Raw genomic sequence first — 15,871 nt, forward strand, 5'->3', positions numbered from 1 at the left:
CTACACCAGCCCCTGGTCGATCCAGTTGCGTATCGCCGACCAGATCACCGACATCGGCAGGTTCAAGGTCTCGGCCAGGTCCATGGTCAGCGTCAGCATCGCCACCTCATCGTCCAGCGCGATGCCGCGCTCCATGACGCCGGCCTTCCACTGCTTCCACAGCGCCGTGTCCTGCGCCTCGTCCAGCACCGGATGCCGCCCCTTGCGCTTGGGCAGGCCGAGGATGTCGCGGCGCAGGGCCACCTCCTGGTGCGTAAGCCCGTAGAAGCGGCTGACCATCTCCGTGCTGGCGCCCAGGCGCAGCATGCGGTCGACCGTCGCGATCTCTCGCTCCACGTCGTGCACTTGGCTCAGCAGCCGCTTCAGCACATCGCGGTTCACCGACACCGAACACCACGACACCGTGGCGTTCACCAGCATGCTCACGAGTTCGGGGTGCTTGAGCGCGTCCAGCTCCTCCTCGCCGAAGCCCATCGCCTTGCAGCGCCGCAGTTGCCCATTGCGCAGGTCGTGCAGCGCCTGTGCGATGACGGCCTGGTTGAGCGGATGCGGTGCCGACATGATGGCCTCTGCTCAGGCGCCGTGGCCGGGGTTGCTGGAGGCCGCGCCGGTCTCCAGATCCAGCAGCCGGCGCGCCATGCGCAGCAGCCGGAACAGCTTTACCAGCCCGGCATCGCTCAGGCGCGGATATGCGCCGCCGCCATGCAGCAAGGCCGCCAGGTCGTCGGCCAGCCGGGCGCCATCGAAGCCGGGGGCGGGTCGGGGCGCGGCGCACAGCGCATGCAGCAAGGTCAGCACCGCACACGCGAACGGAGGCAATGCGCGCACCGCCGGGGGCGCCACGCAGACGAAGCCCATGCCGCCTTCGCTGGGTTCGACCTGCCCGGCCACGTCGGCTTCCTCGGCGATCTCGCGCGCGAACTGCGCGATGTGCACCCGCAGCCGATCCGGCACATCCAGGCCGGGCTCGATGTACCAGACATCCGAGATGGGGTAGAGCCCGCCCGCCTGCACAGGGATCGCGCGCAGCGCGTCGGCCTCGAAGTCGGGCAGCTTGTCGCCCATCTGATCGGCCACCATGCGCTGGATGGATTGCAGGCGTTCGGTGGTCGGGGCCGGGGACACGATGTGACCCTGCAGGCGTTCGTCATCCTGCTGCATGCCCTTGTCGCTGGCGGCCGGCGTGGAACCGGCCTGCGCAGCCTGGCCAGGGCCAGGCTCCGACGACTGCACCGAGGGGCCGGGCGGCAGCGAAGGCGGTGACGGTGGTCGCGGTGGCCCGGCCGGCACCGCAGGTCTTGCCGCCTGCAGCGGCGCAGGATCGCTGGTCAATGCGCGCTGCCGGCTCTCGCTGTCGTCGATTTCCAGGCTCAGCGTGTCGTAGTCCGCTTCCAGCAGCTCGGCCATCTGGCCGACCAGCTCGTCCTGCACCCGCTGCGGTGAGAAGTTGTCGGGCTGCGTGTCGAACTGCGCCAGCACGTCCTGGAACAGCGTAGCGAAGTCCATCGACAGGTTGCGCCTCAGGGCACGCCGCTCCCAGGTGCGTTCGCAGGCCTTGCGCAGCACCGCGAGCCGTTCCACCTGATGCCGGCCGAGCCCGCCGTACAGCAGCGTGGGGATCGCCGGGAGCAGGTAGTGCACGGCGTCCTGCATGCGGCTGATGTGCGACTGCGGCAGCGGGAAGCCATCGGCCGTAAGCCGCCGCGCCAGCTCGCTCTGCGACAGCGGCTGGCCGCTGTCCCGCCCCATTTCCTGCTCGTAGAACTCGCGCGCCTTCTCCACGCCCAAGGCCCGCTCGATGAAGCTGAGCCCGCCGCGCAACTCGTTCTCGGCCAGGTGCCCGGTCAGCATCACCACTTCGCCGCGCTGCGGCCACGGGCGGAACAGGCAGGGGATGCGGAAGAACCGTTCGTCTTTCGTCTCGCTCCACAGCTCGCGCAGGATCGCCAGGCGCGTGTTGCCGCCGTTGCGGATGATGTAGTGCGGTTCGCCGGGCCGGCGCGTGATCGCGGGCGGCGCATCGAGCCCGCGTTCGCGGATCGAGGCCTTGATGTCCTCGTAGGCCGGGTTGCGCGTCACGCGCGGGTCGTGGTCGTAGGGGCGCAACTGGTCCAGCGTCACCACCATCGGCGTGTCGGCGATGGGGTCGCTCAGGGCCGCGACCGAAGGGCCGTTGCGCTCGAAGCCCGAGGCCAGCAGATTGGCGGCCATGTCCTGCGGCGTCAGGTCAGCCACGGCCATTCTCCTGAGATGCTGCAACACCCTGGGCCGCCTGTCGGTCGGCGCGGCGAAGCTGCGCACGGGCGTTGCGCTCGGCGCGGTGGTCGCTCGCCGTCGAGCTGGTGTAGATCGGCGCGCAGCCTTGCTTCGTGAACAGCAGGTGCCCGCCGCGGGTGCGCACCACCTTCCAACCTTCTCCCAGGGCGAACTCGATCAGCCCTCGCAGCCGCTTGTGGCCGCGGGCCAGGTCATGTGCGCTGGCCATGGCCGGCCCCTCCCGCGTCGCCTCGGCCGGTGACGAGCGCAAAGCGCTCCTGCCACGCCGGGAACAGCTCGCCGGCCAGCGCGCGCATGGTCTCCAATGCGGCAGGTGCCGTGCGGCCCGCCGGCTGGCGGTATTCCACCCGATGCACCGGCAGTCCGCGCGTCGCGGCGCGCTGATAGGCTTCAATCGCCGGCACGTCGGTGTCCAGCACGCGCACGCCAGGCTGCTCCTGGAATACCTGACGCAGCGCCTGCTGGATCAGCCGCGCATTCGACGACACCGGATGCACGCGGTTGATGAGCAGGTGCAGCGGCGGCGGCTCGATGCCGAGGTGGCGGTACGGCGCGATGTCCTCGATGAGTTGCAGCGTGCCGCGCCGCAGCTCGCGCGCCGCGAGGATTTCCGGCGTCACCGGCGAAAGCGCCAAGTTCGAGGCCAGCACCGCCATCTCCAGCAGCACGCTGCGCGCGCCCTGGGTGTCGATCAGCAGCAGGTCGTAGTGCGGCGCCAGCGTGGGCAGCAGGTGGCGCAGCCGCAATCTGCCATCGGGCGCGTGCAGCAGCAGCGTGTTCAGCTCGCCGCGGTCGTCGTTCGAGAGCACCAGGTCAAGCCGCTCGATCGCGGTGCGCGACACCAGTTGCTCGGCGCGCTGCTCGTTGTAGGCCAGCATCTCGTAGATGCCGGCCGGCGCGCGCTCGGCCAGCGTGAAGTAGCTCGACAGCGTGGGCTGCACGTCCAGGTCCAGCAGCAGCACGCGCAGCCCGGTGTCGGCTGCGAAGCCGCCCAGGTTGGCCGCCGTCGTGGTCTTGCCGACGCCGCCCTTGGTCGAAATGATGGACACCACCTGCATGGGCCTCTCCCGGTTGAATGGCATGTACCGAGGAAAAGCGTCAGGCGCGCTCATCGAGGCGATCGGCGATCCACTGCTCGACCTCCGCCGAGTCCCAGCCCACGGCGCGCACGCCCAAGCGCAGCGCCTTGGGGAACTTGCCTTCTTTCATCAGGCTGTAGATGTGCGCGCGCTTGAAGCCGGTTTTGGCCTCGACTTCGGCGCGACGCAGGATGCGGTGCTCGGCCGGCACTGCCGGCGCGGTGGTCTGCGAAGACATGAGAGACACTCCTTGACGCTCACTGGCGCTGTTCGGAAAGTGCCTCGTATTCAATACACCGCGGTCGCCGAAATCACTGCAATTGCAGAAGCAGCGACTGCAATTGCAGTGCGCCGCATCGGCATCATGCTGGCCGCGTCGTCAGCGCGACGCCTCCAGGTGGCGCCGCGCCTGCGCGAGCTTGCTCCACAGCGTCCGCTCGCTGAGACCCGGCCGCCCCTCATGGTGTGCGATCAGCGCGCTGACCACGGCATCCATGCTGCGGAACGACGAATAGGCCGCGCCTGACGGCGAATTGCCCAGCAGCAGCGTCAGCAGTCCGCCGATGATGTTGAGGTAAGTCGTCTCGCTGCGCAGGCCAGGCTCGCGCGCCTGTTCGTCGTTGGCCGCGCGCGTGGCATGTTCCTTCGCCAGTGCTTCGTGCGCGGTGCGCAGCGTTTCATGCACCAGGGCAAGTTCGGCAAGTTGCGACTTCGCTGCTTCGCGATCGGCCAGCAGAATGTTGAGCGTGTCCACGCTCACCGCCGGATGCACCGCGCGTTCGATGCCGTCAAACAAAAACCCCGGCCGATCGCCGGGGTAGAACTGCGACATCCACGCTTTCAAGTCCACGTGGCGCACGGTCAACTCGGGGTCGTCGAGCGCCGGCCGCTGCGAGTCCAGCACGATGCCGGCCTTGCCACCGGGCAATTCGCCATGCGTCAGCGCGTCGAAGATGCGCTCGGCATACAGGCGCAGCAGCGGCCAGCGCGGGAATTCGCCGGGCTCCGGCATGGCACGCTGCTCCAGCGCCTCCAGAATACGCTGCTCGAAGCGCAGGAGACCGCACCAGCGGACGGCCGCCTCGATCGGTCGGTAGTACGTCTTTGCGCCAAAGGCGTGGCTGCTCGATTTCGGCATAACGCGCTCTTCCCATCGTCGGATCGACACATGGCAAGCGCGCGCGGCCCACATGGGCGCAGCGATTGCCCAAAGAACCCGATAAAGCGCGAGCCGGTCGGCATCGTGGTGGACGTTGGGTGCGGCGATGTCGCCGAGCGTTACGCAGGGGGCAAACCTCCTTGCGGTGCCCGCTACACCTCAACCATAATGCACCTGCGAAAAATCTTGTTACCGGCGCAACGGTCTGAAAAGCCGCGCATCCAAGTTCGATCAGGAAGGGATGCCGCGCTTTACCGGAAAACCAGGGCAAAGTTTTCGTAGGAATACGGGCGGGGTAAAGCGCCAATGCGACTTCCGGCTGAGCCGGTTTGCATCCAGCAAGGGCTCATGCGTTCTGCGTCACTGCTGTGACCTCGACAGCTTGAAGGTGCCTTGCTTGATGCCGGGTGGATAGGCCCGATTCGCCATCCATGCCCGTGACGCAAAAGGTCGGCCGCCGATGCAATGCGGGTCAAGGTCCAGACCGAAAGGGAATCGTACCGTCCAAAATCCCCGCGTCACATCGGGCGTTGATCGGTGCCTTGCGGGCGTCCGACACGCTCCACGCGGTCGATGAACTGCCGCAGCGGCTCCATGATTTCGCCTTCGGGTCGCAGTAGATAGGTCGTCAGCGAAGCGGTCTCGTCGGCCAGCGGCCGCACGACGACATCGGCCTGATGGCAACCCGCCAGATGCGCCGCGCTCGAAAAGCCCACGCCGTAGCCGGCGGCCACGAGGGCCAGCATCAGGGAATGGGTCTTGACGTACTCGGCTACCGTCGGCTGCGCATCCACCGTGCGGAGCAGCCGTTCGCGCTGCCGGCTGCAACCTTCGCAGACCTGGGGATCGCACAGCACCAGCGGATAGCTCGCCACTTCCTCCAGCGGCACTTCCTTGAAAGCCAGCAGCGGATGCCTGGCGGGCAAAGCCACCACCAGCGGGTCTCGCCACACCGGCATGGCGACGATGCCGGCGTCCATTTCACCAGCCAATGCAAAACCTGCGTCATACAAGTCGTTGCGCAGTCCAGTCACCAACTGCGCCAGTGGCGTTTCAAATATCCGAATGCCGACCTGTGGTGCCTCCTCGCGGCAAAGCGCAAGCAACGCCGACAAGCGGGCCTGCCCCATGTCACCAGATAGTGCGATGCGCAGCGTGTTCCGCTGGTTCGCTGCGGCGCGTGCCTTGGTCTGCGCTTGCTCGAAGGCCAGCAGTACGCGCCGGGCTTCTTCGAGGAAGACCTGTCCCGCCGGTGTGAGACGAACACTGCGTGGCAAGCGGTTGAGCAGCGGCACCCCTAAATCCGCCTCCATCTGGCGGATCGTGCGCGACAGTGGAGACTGTTCGATGTGCAGCCGTCGAGCAGCCCGGCCGAAGTGCAGTTCCTCGGCTACGGCGATGAAGCAGCGAAGATGGCGTAAGTTCATGCTTTCTCCCTACCGATGTGATCAGTCCATATCATCGTAGGGAGCCGAATAGTGCGGAGGATTCACCTCTGTATCGAGATGAGAGCCATCCTGGGGGGTGATGCTCGGATGCTTTTCGCCCATGTCAGCGCCTACGGCGAAGCTCTCGTTCGAGATCGCCCAGCTGCGACGCCTGAAGTTCGGCAAGAATAGCGAGCAGCTCGATGCCGAACAACGCGCGCTGTTCGACGAGGCTCTGGACGCCGACCTTGCCGCGGCTGAGGCGCAGCTCCAGGAACTGCTGGGCAAGAAGAAGCCGCCGGCTACGCCTGGCGCGATGCCTAAGCGCACCGCCTTGCCGGCGGACCTGCCGCGCGTGGACTGCCACCACGAGCCCGAGAACACTCGCTGCGCGTGCGGCTGTGCGCTCAAGCGCATCAGCGAGAAGCTGGACAACACACCGGGCGTATTCACGGTAGAGTGCCACATCCGCGGCAAGTGGACCTGCGCACAGGTGCCGAACGCTGACCCAGGCGCCAGTCCCGGCGGAGATCATCGCCAAGGGCATCCCCACCTCCGGGCTGCTCACGTAGGTGCTGGTCGCAAAGGACTCCGACCATCTGCGGCTTACATGGTCGTCCCTAGGCAAGCAGGAATCAGCTGCGTGAGTGAATCGGGAGGTTTGCGCAGCTGATGGGTGGTCAGCAGCGTCTGCGCCGGCGTCTTCACCGGCACGAAGCGCATGTGCGGGCGGGTTGCCCATCGGCCGAATCGTTCTTGCGACCCTTGCCGGCCATGCGGTAGGGCGTGACGAAGTGGCCTGCAATCAGCCGCGCATCCAGCCCATAGCCGCGCAGCTTGCGTGCCCAGTGATGCGCACCGCCGCAGGCCTCCAGGGCCACCAGGCAGCCGGGAGGCAGCTCCGCGCACCAGGCCGCAAACTTGTCAGCGGCCAGCGCCTTGGCAACCACCACGCGCGCATCCACCGCATGCACCTAGATAACCCGCTTGGCCAGATCCACCCCGACTCGGGCAATCTCGTTCATGGACTTCCCCTTTCACATGGCTGCAGATTGATGACTTGGGGAGCACCATCGCGCTGGCAGCCAACATTTGTTTCCTGGCTGCTTACGATTGAGTCACATCAATCGGCCAGCAGATCGCTGGATGTTGACTCTTGACTTTTGGCATGTTAGGCGCAGTATCTTGCAAAGTCTTGCAAGAACTTCCTCAGGCGAGGCCGCGTGACGACGGAACTTGTGGGGGTGGTATGACAGCGCGCCAGCAGGCGATCTTCACACTCGACGAGTTGGCTGCCTACTTGAAAGTCGGCAAGCGGACGCTCTACCGGCTCGCCGCGCACGGGGAAATTCCGGCCTTCAAGGTCGGCGGGACGTGGCGGTTTCGTCAAAGTGAAATCGATCGATGGATCAATGATCAGATCCAAGCAGGCAGAAAGAAGGAGGTGATACGCACAGATGAGCAGCCAAAGTCAGCGGAACACTCCGTGTCGTCTGGGCGCGCTGTCCGTCGCCGCAGGTAAACGGAGTGAGCGAGAGTCTTCAATTTTTCTTCTGGAGGTGTGACATGGACATTGATTTCAAGAAATTGGCTCCCTGGAACTGGTTCAAGAAGGAGCAGGAAGAACAACAGAGCACTGCCTCGCTGCCGGTGCAGCGCAATGACCTGCCGGTGGCGGGTGGGCCCGTCAGTCCCATCCTGCAATTGCATCGCGAGATCGACCGCCTGTTCGACGACGCGTTTCGAGGCTTCGGTTTCCCGACGCTGGCCATGCCACGCTGGCCGTCGGACTGGCCGGGCATGCTGAAGCCGGCGCTGGACATCCAGGAGACCGACAAGCAGTACAAGATCGCCCTGGAAGTACCCGGCATCGAGGAAAAAGACATCCAGATCACGCTCGACAACGACGTGCTGCTGGTGCGCGGTGAAAAGCGTCAGGAGCAGGAAACGAAAGACGGCGGTTTCCATCGGGTGGAGCGCTCCTACGGCAGCTTTCAGCGCGCTCTGAACCTGCCGGCCGATGCCAACCAGGACACGATCAAGGCCGCTTTCAAGAACGGCGTGCTCACGATCACGATGGAAAAGCGCGAGGCCAGTACGCCCAAGCAGGGGCGCTCGATCCCGATCAACGGCTGACGCGGGGCAGCGCGTTTTTCTCAAAAACCACAAAGAGATGAGGCACCGTGATCGGCGGTGCCTCGTCAGATCAATCTTTACAGGAGCATCAGCATGGCCAGAAAACAATGCCAAGTCTGCGGCCAGCCCGCCACGGTGCGGGTGGAAGCCAATCTCAATGGTCGCCTCAGCACCATGCTGTTGTGTGACGATCACTATCGCCAACTGGTGCGCCAGCAAAAGCGCACCGTCTCACCGCTGGAAGCCTTGTTCGGCTCGCGCAGCGGGCTGTTCGAAGACTTCCTTGGCAGCGACTTCTTCCGCATCGGTGACGACGCACCGTCCATGGCGGCCGATACCGACGAGGTCGTCGATGCCTCGTTCGGCGAACCCGCCCCGGCCGGTACGGGCACCGCGCGCCGTCGCGGCAGTGGGCTCGCCAGCCGTATCAGCGAACAGTCCGAGGCCCTATTGCAGGAGGCCGCCCGACACGCTGCAGAGTTCGGGCGCGCCGAAGTCGATACCGAACACCTGCTGCTGGCGCTATCCGACAGCGACGTGGTCAAGACCATCCTGGGGCAGTTCAAGATCAAGGTCGATGACCTAAAGCGCCAGATCGAATCCGAAGCCAAGCGCGGCGATAAGCCGTTCGAGGGCGAGATCGGCGTGTCGCCCCGGGTCAAGGACGCGCTCAGCCGTGCTTTCGTGGCCTCCAACGAACTCGGCCACTCTTATGTCGGGCCGGAGCATTTCCTGATCGGACTCGCCGAGGAAGGCGAAGGTTTGGCGGCCAACCTGCTGCGCCGTTACGGCCTCACGCCGCAAGCGCTGCGCCAGCAGGTAAGCAAGGTGGTCGGCAAAGGGGCCGAGGATGGCCGCGCCGAGACGCCGACCAACACGCCGGAACTTGACAAGTATTCGCGCGACCTCACCAAGATGGCGCGCGAGGGCAAGCTCGATCCGGTCATCGGCCGCGCGCAGGAGATCGAGACGACCATCGAAGTGCTGGCCCGGCGCAAGAAGAACAACCCGGTGCTGATCGGCGAGCCCGGCGTCGGCAAGACCGCCATCGTCGAAGGGCTGGCGCAGCGCATGGTCGCCGGCGAAGTGCCCGAGACGCTGCGCGACAAGCGTCTGGTCGAACTCAACATCAACGCCATGGTGGCAGGCGCCAAGTACCGCGGCGAGTTCGAGGAGCGCGTGCAGAAGGTGCTCAAGGAAGTGACCGAGCACCAGGGCGAGCTGATTCTCTTCATCGACGAGGTGCACACCATCGTCGGTGCAGGCCAGGGTGGCGGCGAAGGCGGGCTGGACGTGGCCAACGTGTTCAAGCCGATGATGGCGCGCGGCGAACTGAACCTGATCGGCGCTACCACGCTCAACGAGTATCAGAAGTACATCGAGAAGGACGCCGCGCTGGAGCGTCGCTTCCAGCCGGTGATGGTGCCCGAGCCGACGGTAGCGCAGACCATGATGATCCTGCGCGGCCTGCGCGACACCTTCGAGGCGCACCACAAGGTCAGCATCACCGAGGATGCGATCATCGCCGCCGCCGAGTTGTCCGACCGCTACATCACCGCGCGCTTTTTGCCGGACAAGGCCATCGACCTGCTCGACCAGGCAGCCGCACGCGTGAAGCTGTCGGCCACGGCGCGCCCGGTGGCGGTGCAAGAGCTGGAGTCCGAACTGCATCAGTTGCGGCGTGAGCAGGACTATGCGGCTTCGCGCAAGCAGTACGACAAGGCCGCCGAGCTCGGCAAGCGCATCGAGGCCAAAGAGGCCGAACTCAAGAAGCTCGTCGAGGATTGGGAGCGCGAGCGCGCCTCGGGCAGCGCCGAAGTCAAGGCCGAGCATGTCGCGCAGATCGTCTCGCGCCTGACCGGCATTCCGGTCAACGAGCTGACGGTGGAAGAACGCGAGAAGCTGCTGCATCTGGAGCAGCGGCTGCACGAGCGCCTGGTGGGCCAGGACGAAGCGGTGCGCGCGGTGGCCGATGCCGTGCGGTTGTCGCGCGCGGGCCTGCGCGAAGGCAGCAAGCCGGTGGCGACTTTTCTGTTCCTCGGGCCGACCGGCGTGGGCAAGACCGAGCTCGCCAAGGCGCTGGCCGAGTCCATCTATGGCGATGAAGGTGCGCTGCTGCGCATCGACATGTCCGAGTACGGGGAACGCCATACCGTGGCACGCCTGGTGGGGGCGCCTCCGGGTTATGTGGGCTATGACGAGGGCGGCCAGCTCACCGAGAAGGTGCGGCGCAAACCCTACAGCGTGTTGCTGCTGGACGAGATCGAGAAGGCTCACCCCGACGTCTACAACATCCTGCTGCAGGTGTTCGACGACGGGCGGCTCACCGACGGCAAGGGCCGGGTGGTGGATTTCACCAATACCATCATCATCGCCACCTCGAACTTGGGCTCGGACATCATCCAGCGTCGGCTGAAGGCCCGTGGCGCCGCCGGCGAGGAATACGAGAAGACCAAGGGCGAGGTGATGGACGTGCTGCGCGGACACTTCCGCCCCGAGTTCCTCAACCGCATCGACGAGATCATCGTCTTCCATGCGCTGGGCAAGGAGGAGATCCGCCATATCGTCGGCCTGCAGCTCGATCGTGTGGCCCGCAACGCCGCCAGCCAGGGCGTGACGCTGACCTTCGATCAGACCTTGATCGATCACTTCGCGGAGGAAGGCTACAAGCCCGAGTTCGGCGCGCGTGAGCTCAAGCGGCTGATCCGCAGCGAGCTGGAGACGGCACTGGCGCGCGAGATGCTGGGTGGCGGTATCGGCAAGGCCGATCACGCCAGCGCCCGCTGGGACGACAAGGCCGAACGGGTGGTCTTCGAGCGCCAGGAGCCACCCGCGAAGCCGGCCGAGCCTGAGAAGCCCGATGCCGCGAACGCGGCCGAGACGCCGCCTAGCGACGCGAGCAAGCCTGCGCGCAAGAAGAAGTCAGCGGGCGGCGAATCTTGAGTCATGGGGAGGCTGTCGTGTCCGACCCCAACGGGCTGACATGGGCAGCCACCCTCGTGTCGCTGGCGGTCGCTATCCCCACAGCGGGGCACGCGGTCATCTACAAGCGTGACCCTCGATCGGCCACGCTGTGGGTACTGCTGATCGCCTTGTTGCCGCTGGGCGGTTCGCTGCTGTATGGGCTGTTCGGCATCAACCGTTACCAGCGGCGGGCGCGGCGGCTCTTCCCGGGGGCAGATCCTGCTGTTCGGCAGGACCTCTCGCCCACGATGCCCGAGGCTGTATCGCCGCCGCTTGCCGGTCTGGCCCACCTGGTGGGACGCGCCACCGGCCAGTCGCTGACCGGCGGCAACCGCATCGAGCCGCTTGTCGATGGCGAGCAGGCCTACCCGGCCATGCTCGCCGCCATCGAATCGGCGCGGTACAGCGTCGCCTTGGCCTCGTACATCTTCGACAGCCAAGGCATCGGGGCGCAGTTCGTCGATGCGCTGCGCCGGGCTCATGAGCGCGGCGTGCAAGTGCGGGTGCTGATCGACGACGTGTATGCCCGCTGGACGCCCCGCAGCGCCTACCGCGCCTTGCAGCGCGCCGGCGTTCCGGCGGCGACGTTCAACCCGACGTTGATTCCCGCGCGCCTGCATGCTGCGCATCTGCGCAATCACCGCAAGCTGCTGGTGATCGATGGCGAGACGGGTTTCACCGGCGGCATGAACATCTTCAGCCCGTATTGGCGGCCCGATGCGCCGGGCCGGGCCTGTCACGATTTGCACTTTCGTCTGCGCGGGCCGGTGGTTGCGCATCTGATGCGGTGCTTCACCGACGATTGGTGCGATACCACGGGCGAGCGGCTCAACGAGGGTCTCTGGGGCGAACCGCCCGCAACGGCTGATGAGCAAGGAACCTCTTGGGCGCGCGGCATCGAGGCCGGTCCCGATGAGGCCCTGGACCGGCTGCGCTGGACCTTCATGGGCGCTTTGAGCGCGGCGAAGCATTCGGTGCGCATCTGGACACCTTACTTCGTGCCCGATCAGCCCATGATGGCGGCGCTAAGCACGGCCGCGTCGCGCGGCGTGCGTATCGACGTGCTGACGCCCGCAAACGGCGACCATCCCACGGTGCAATGGGCTGCGCGCGCCCACTACTGGCAGGTGCTGGAGCACGGTGTGCGCATCTTCGAACGGCCGGGCCCGTTCGACCACAGCAAGCTGATGCTGGTAGACGGAGCGTGGTGCTGCCTGGGTTCGGCCAATTGGGATGCGCGCAGTTTGCGCCTCAACTTCGAGTTCAATGTGGAGGTGTACGACACCGTGTTGTCTACGCGGCTGTCATCCCTTTTTGATGCCGCTCGTGATGCGTCGGGCGAGATATCGGCGAAGGCGTTGCGCGCCCGCCCGCTGGCCATCCGCTTGCGCGACGGGGTGGCCCGTCTGTTCACCCCCATTCTCTAGCGGCACGACTTGCGAGGAACATTGCCCATGGAAAAGAAAGATCAATGGAACATTGGCTACTGGATCGTCGCCGGCCTGTTGCTGCTGACGCTGCAGAACTACTGGCAGGCGGCCAAGACCGTCGAGCCCGTGCCCTACAGCGAATTCGAGAAGGCGCTGGCCGAGGGGCGCGTCGCCGAAGTGCTGGTGTCGGACCGCACGGTCACCGGGCGCCTGAAATCGCCGGACAGCCGGGGCAAGACCACCATCGTGGCCACTCGCGTCGAACCCGACCTGGCCGAGCGGCTGTCCAAGTACGACGTGCCTTACGCGCGGGTGGTGGAAAGCACCTGGCTACGTGATGTGCTCTCCTGGATTCTGCCGGCGGTGGCCTTCTTCGGCGTCTGGTTCTTCCTGTTCCGCCGCTTCGCCGAGAAGCAGGGCATGGGCGGCTTCCTGAGCATCGGCAAGAGCCGTGCCAAGGTATTCATGGAGAAGAACACTGGCGTGACCTTTGCCGATGTCGCTGGTGTCGATGAGGCCAAGGCCGAGCTGGTCGAAATCGTCGATTTCCTCAAGAATCCGCAGGATTACGGCCGCCTCGGCGCGCGCATCCCGAAAGGTGTGTTGCTGGTTGGCCCGCCCGGCACGGGCAAGACCCTGCTGGCCAAGGCCGTGGCGGGCGAGGCCGGGGTACCGTTCTTCTCTATCTCCGGCTCGGAGTTCGTCGAGATGTTTGTCGGCGTGGGCGCGGCGCGGGTGCGCGACCTGTTCGAGCAGGCGCGCGGGCAGGCGCCGGCCATCATCTTCATCGATGAACTCGACGCGCTGGGCCGTGCACGCGGCGTCGGCGGGCCCATCGGCGGCCACGACGAGCGTGAGCAGACGCTCAACCAGCTGCTCACCGAGATGGACGGCTTCGACAGCTCGGTGGGGCTGATCATCCTCGCCGCCACCAACCGCCCCGAAATCCTCGACCAGGCGCTGCTGCGCGCCGGCCGCTTCGACCGCCAGGTGCTGGTGGACCGGCCCGACAAGAAGGGACGGCTGGACATCCTGAAAGTCCACGTCAAGAAGGTGACGCTGGCTCAGGATATCGATCTCGAACAGGTGGCTGCGCTGACCACGGGCTTTTCGGGTGCAGACCTCGCGAACCTGGTCAACGAGGCCGCGCTGGCCGCGACCCGGCGCAAAGCGTCCGCCGTGGAGTTGCAGGATTTCACCGCCGCCATCGAGCGCATCGTGGCGGGCCTGGAGAAGAAGAACCGAGTACTCAATCCCAAGGAGCGGGAAACCGTGGCCTATCACGAGATGGGCCATGCGCTGGTGGCGCTGGCGCTGCCCGGCACCGACCCCGTGCACAAGATCTCGATCATCCCGCGCGGCATCGGCGCGCTGGGCTACACCTTGCAGCGCCCCACCGAAGACCGCTTCCTGATGACGCGTACCGATCTCGAGCACAAGATCGCCGTACTGCTGGGCGGGCGTGCCGCCGAAAAGCTGGTGTTCGGCGAGTTGTCTACCGGGGCGGCGGACGATCTGGCGCGAGCCACCGACATCGCCCGCGACATGATCACCCGCTTTGGCATGGACGAAGGACTGGGCTACATCGCCTTCGAGGCGCAGCGGCCACGCTTTCTCGATACACCGGAACTGGCCCACGGCGGCTGCCGGGTGGCCGAATCGACCCAGGCGCGCATCGATCAGGCCATCCGCGACATCGTGATGGGCGTGTTCGAGCGCGCCTACCGGATCCTCGACACCAACCGCGCGGTGCTGGAGCGTTGTGCGCGCGAACTGCTGGCGCGGGAAACGCTCGACGAAAGCGATATCCGTCAATTGACTCAAGGACTTGTTCGGAACTGAAAACAGTAGTAGGTGCCATTCAGAGTAAGCCGGCGGCTCTGTTCGGTGCGTCATCCAATTCGCCGGCATTGTTCAAGGAGAACCGATATGTCTGCATTGACTCCGTGGGACCCCTTCCGGGAACTGGATGAATTGCAAAACCGCCTGGCGACGATGTTGGGAGGGACACCCCAGCGACAGGGCGCCCGTACCGGCAACGAAGCCATGACCACGGCGGACTGGGCACCAATGGTGGACATCAGCGAGGATGAGAACGCATTCCTCCTCAAGCTGGATCTGCCGGAGGTCCCCAAGGATGCCGTGCGCGTCAGCGCGGAAAACGGCGTGCTCACCATCAGCGGCGAGCGCAAACTGGAAAAAGAGGAGCAGGGCAAGAAGTTCCACCGCATCGAACGTGCGTATGGCCGCTTTGTGCGCAGCTTTGTCTTGCCTGACAACGTTGATCCGACCAAGGTGACGGCTTCCATGAAAGACGGCGTGCTGGAAGTGCGGCTTGTCAAGGCCGAGCAAGCCAAACCGAAACAGATTGAAATCTCAGTCAACTAACTTTAATTAGGAGCCCAAGATCATGAATATCAAACAGCCACAATACACCTTCTCCGCACTTGCCCTGGCGGTCGTCGTCGGACTGAGCGGACCGGCTCTGGCCCAATCGGCGACAGGTTCTAGCCCAGGTGCTGCAGCACCCTCTGCCGCATCCAAGGCGGCACAGCCACAGGTAGATGACAAGGCCGCCCGGGAAGCCGATAAAAAGCGTGCCGAGCTCACTCAAGACGCCATCACTGCGCTCACCAAGACCCAGGAGGCTTTGACACTCCTTGATGCAAAGAAGACCAAGGAGGCGCTCGCTGCGCTGGAACTGGCCAGCGGAAAGCTGGAACTGGTATTGGCACGCGACGCCAAACTTGCTTTGGCGCCGGTCGATGTACGCGTCATCACCCACGATATCCACGCCAACGTGGAATCGGTGAAGAAGGCGGTCAAGTTGTCTCGGGAGTTGTTGGGTGATGGCGAGGTGCAAAAGGCCCGGCCCATCGTCGCCAATCTGGCCAGCGAAATCGTGATCGAAACCGACAACCTGCCGATGGCAACGTACCCGGCAGCGATCAAGTCGGCCGCACGGCTCATCGACAGCGGCAAGATCGACGACGCCAAGGCGGAACTCGCCCGAGCACTGAACACGCTGGTGGTGACCTCGGTCGCCTTTCCTCTGCCCGTGCTACGGGCTGAAGCCGCGATGGCAAAAGCTGAAAAGCTGGCCGAGACCGACAAGCGCGATGCCAAGCAGAACGAGGAGCTCAGCACCTTGCTGTCGTCCGTGCGCACGGAGATCGAGATGGCGCAGATCCTGGGTTATGGCAAGAAGGCGGATTTCAAACCCATCTTCGATCATGTGAAGTCCATTGAGCAAAAGTCGGCTGGTGGCAAAAGCGGCAAGGGATGGTTCGACGAGTTGAAGACGCGCCTCCAACAGCTGTTTTGAGGTGATGAAGGGGCCGACTGTTCGGTCGGTCAGTCTCGCGATGTTCGCAGTCAGCCCCAATAGATTCGCCTATT

Annotated in this window: 15 protein-coding genes and 1 pseudogene; 8 read left to right on the top strand and 8 right to left on the bottom strand. The window is 65.1% G+C overall.

Annotated features, from left to right (window positions below; genetic code table 11):
• The 7 genes from ACVOLZ_RS06005 to ACVOLZ_RS06035 all read right to left on the bottom strand — a co-directional run bounded on the left by ACVOLZ_RS06005 (window position 1) and on the right by ACVOLZ_RS06035 (window position 5,942).
• A complete protein-coding gene (locus ACVOLZ_RS06005; protein ID WP_003454899.1) occupies window positions 1-561 on the bottom strand; it encodes a DUF2857 domain-containing protein in 561 nt (186 codons plus the stop codon).
• Window positions 562-573: 12 nt separating this feature from the next.
• Entirely contained in the window at window positions 574-2,235 is a 1,662-nt protein-coding gene (locus ACVOLZ_RS06010; protein ID WP_003454909.1) for a ParB family protein, read from the bottom strand.
• Window positions 2,228-2,485, bottom strand: coding sequence for a hypothetical protein (locus ACVOLZ_RS06015; protein ID WP_003454921.1), 258 nt, complete (start codon window positions 2,483-2,485; stop codon window positions 2,228-2,230). Before ACVOLZ_RS06015 ends, ACVOLZ_RS06010 begins: the two co-directional genes overlap by 8 nt.
• Window positions 2,469-3,335: a ParA family protein gene (locus ACVOLZ_RS06020; RefSeq protein WP_003454923.1), complete on the bottom strand. Its 867-nt coding sequence runs from the start codon at window positions 3,333-3,335 to the stop codon at window positions 2,469-2,471. Before ACVOLZ_RS06020 ends, ACVOLZ_RS06015 begins: the two co-directional genes overlap by 17 nt.
• A 40-nt stretch (window positions 3,336-3,375) precedes the next feature.
• Window positions 3,376-3,594 (bottom strand): AlpA family transcriptional regulator, encoded by a 219-nt coding sequence (locus ACVOLZ_RS06025; protein WP_003454927.1) that lies wholly within the window; start codon window positions 3,592-3,594, stop codon window positions 3,376-3,378.
• A 141-nt stretch (window positions 3,595-3,735) separates the two neighbouring features.
• Window positions 3,736-4,494, bottom strand: coding sequence for a hypothetical protein (locus ACVOLZ_RS06030; protein WP_003454930.1), 759 nt, complete (start codon window positions 4,492-4,494; stop codon window positions 3,736-3,738).
• A 539-nt stretch (window positions 4,495-5,033) separates the two neighbouring features.
• Window positions 5,034-5,942, bottom strand: coding sequence for a LysR family transcriptional regulator (locus ACVOLZ_RS06035; RefSeq protein ID WP_012761385.1), 909 nt, complete (start codon window positions 5,940-5,942; stop codon window positions 5,034-5,036).
• 139 nt (window positions 5,943-6,081) lie between these two features.
• On the opposite strand from ACVOLZ_RS06035, the pseudogene ACVOLZ_RS06040 reads away from it, so the two are divergent.
• Window positions 6,082-6,511: pseudogene (locus ACVOLZ_RS06040) on the top strand (transposase domain-containing protein); the annotation flags it as partial.
• Between the two features lie 135 nt (window positions 6,512-6,646).
• Here ACVOLZ_RS06040 and ACVOLZ_RS06045 read toward each other — a convergent pair.
• Entirely contained in the window at window positions 6,647-6,916 is a 270-nt protein-coding gene (locus ACVOLZ_RS06045) for an IS110 family transposase (protein WP_033873718.1), read from the bottom strand.
• A 275-nt stretch (window positions 6,917-7,191) separates the two neighbouring features.
• Here ACVOLZ_RS06045 and ACVOLZ_RS06050 point away from each other — a divergent pair, with 275 nt between their 5' ends.
• From ACVOLZ_RS06050 to yfdX1, 7 genes are all read left to right on the top strand, one after another.
• Complete coding sequence (locus ACVOLZ_RS06050) at window positions 7,192-7,464, top strand: helix-turn-helix domain-containing protein (protein ID WP_126220061.1); 273 nt, start codon at window positions 7,192-7,194, stop codon at window positions 7,462-7,464.
• 44 nt (window positions 7,465-7,508) lie between these two features.
• Window positions 7,509-8,078 (top strand): Hsp20/alpha crystallin family protein, encoded by a 570-nt coding sequence (locus tag ACVOLZ_RS06055; protein ID WP_016446189.1) that lies wholly within the window; start codon window positions 7,509-7,511, stop codon window positions 8,076-8,078.
• A gap of 93 nt (window positions 8,079-8,171) precedes the next feature.
• Window positions 8,172-11,021 carry a heat shock survival AAA family ATPase ClpK gene (gene clpK, locus ACVOLZ_RS06060; RefSeq protein WP_126220060.1) on the top strand — a complete coding sequence of 950 codons (2,850 nt, stop codon included), beginning with the start codon at window positions 8,172-8,174 and terminating at the stop codon, window positions 11,019-11,021.
• Window positions 11,022-11,038: 17 nt separating this feature from the next.
• Complete coding sequence (cls, locus tag ACVOLZ_RS06065) at window positions 11,039-12,469, top strand: cardiolipin synthase (protein ID WP_126220059.1); 1,431 nt, start codon at window positions 11,039-11,041, stop codon at window positions 12,467-12,469.
• A 27-nt stretch (window positions 12,470-12,496) separates the two neighbouring features.
• Window positions 12,497-14,314, top strand: a complete 1,818-nt coding sequence (ftsH, locus tag ACVOLZ_RS06070; protein WP_126220058.1) for an ATP-dependent zinc metalloprotease FtsH — start codon at window positions 12,497-12,499, stop codon at window positions 14,312-14,314.
• An 87-nt stretch (window positions 14,315-14,401) separates the two neighbouring features.
• A complete protein-coding gene (gene hsp20-GI, locus ACVOLZ_RS06075) occupies window positions 14,402-14,860 on the top strand; it encodes a small heat shock protein sHSP20-GI (RefSeq protein WP_003454952.1) in 459 nt (152 codons plus the stop codon).
• A 22-nt stretch (window positions 14,861-14,882) separates the two neighbouring features.
• Window positions 14,883-15,797, top strand: coding sequence for a heat resistance protein YfdX1 (yfdX1, locus tag ACVOLZ_RS06080; RefSeq protein ID WP_126220057.1), 915 nt, complete (start codon window positions 14,883-14,885; stop codon window positions 15,795-15,797).
• The last annotated feature ends 74 nt before the right edge of the window (window positions 15,798-15,871 follow it).

This window comes from Stenotrophomonas sp. STEN020, from assembly GCF_056760195.1.

Excerpts from the sequence above, each read along its gene's own strand:
- ACVOLZ_RS06005 (WP_003454899.1), bottom strand. The coding sequence starts at position 561 with ATGTCGGCACCGCATCCGCTCAACCAGGCCGTCATCGCACAGGCGCTG.
- ACVOLZ_RS06015 (WP_003454921.1), bottom strand. The coding sequence starts at position 2,485 with ATGGCCAGCGCACATGACCTGGCCCGCGGCCACAAGCGGCTGCGAGGG.
- ACVOLZ_RS06020 (WP_003454923.1), bottom strand. The coding sequence starts at position 3,335 with ATGCAGGTGGTGTCCATCATTTCGACCAAGGGCGGCGTCGGCAAGACC.
- ACVOLZ_RS06025 (WP_003454927.1), bottom strand. The coding sequence starts at position 3,594 with ATGTCTTCGCAGACCACCGCGCCGGCAGTGCCGGCCGAGCACCGCATC.
- ACVOLZ_RS06030 (WP_003454930.1), bottom strand. The coding sequence starts at position 4,494 with ATGCCGAAATCGAGCAGCCACGCCTTTGGCGCAAAGACGTACTACCGA.
- ACVOLZ_RS06035 (WP_012761385.1), bottom strand. The coding sequence starts at position 5,942 with ATGAACTTACGCCATCTTCGCTGCTTCATCGCCGTAGCCGAGGAACTG.
- ACVOLZ_RS06050 (WP_126220061.1), top strand. The coding sequence starts at position 7,192 with ATGACAGCGCGCCAGCAGGCGATCTTCACACTCGACGAGTTGGCTGCC.
- ACVOLZ_RS06055 (WP_016446189.1), top strand. The coding sequence starts at position 7,509 with ATGGACATTGATTTCAAGAAATTGGCTCCCTGGAACTGGTTCAAGAAG.
- clpK (WP_126220060.1), top strand. The coding sequence starts at position 8,172 with ATGGCCAGAAAACAATGCCAAGTCTGCGGCCAGCCCGCCACGGTGCGG.
- ftsH (WP_126220058.1), top strand. The coding sequence starts at position 12,497 with ATGGAAAAGAAAGATCAATGGAACATTGGCTACTGGATCGTCGCCGGC.
- hsp20-GI (WP_003454952.1), top strand. The coding sequence starts at position 14,402 with ATGTCTGCATTGACTCCGTGGGACCCCTTCCGGGAACTGGATGAATTG.
- yfdX1 (WP_126220057.1), top strand. The coding sequence starts at position 14,883 with ATGAATATCAAACAGCCACAATACACCTTCTCCGCACTTGCCCTGGCG.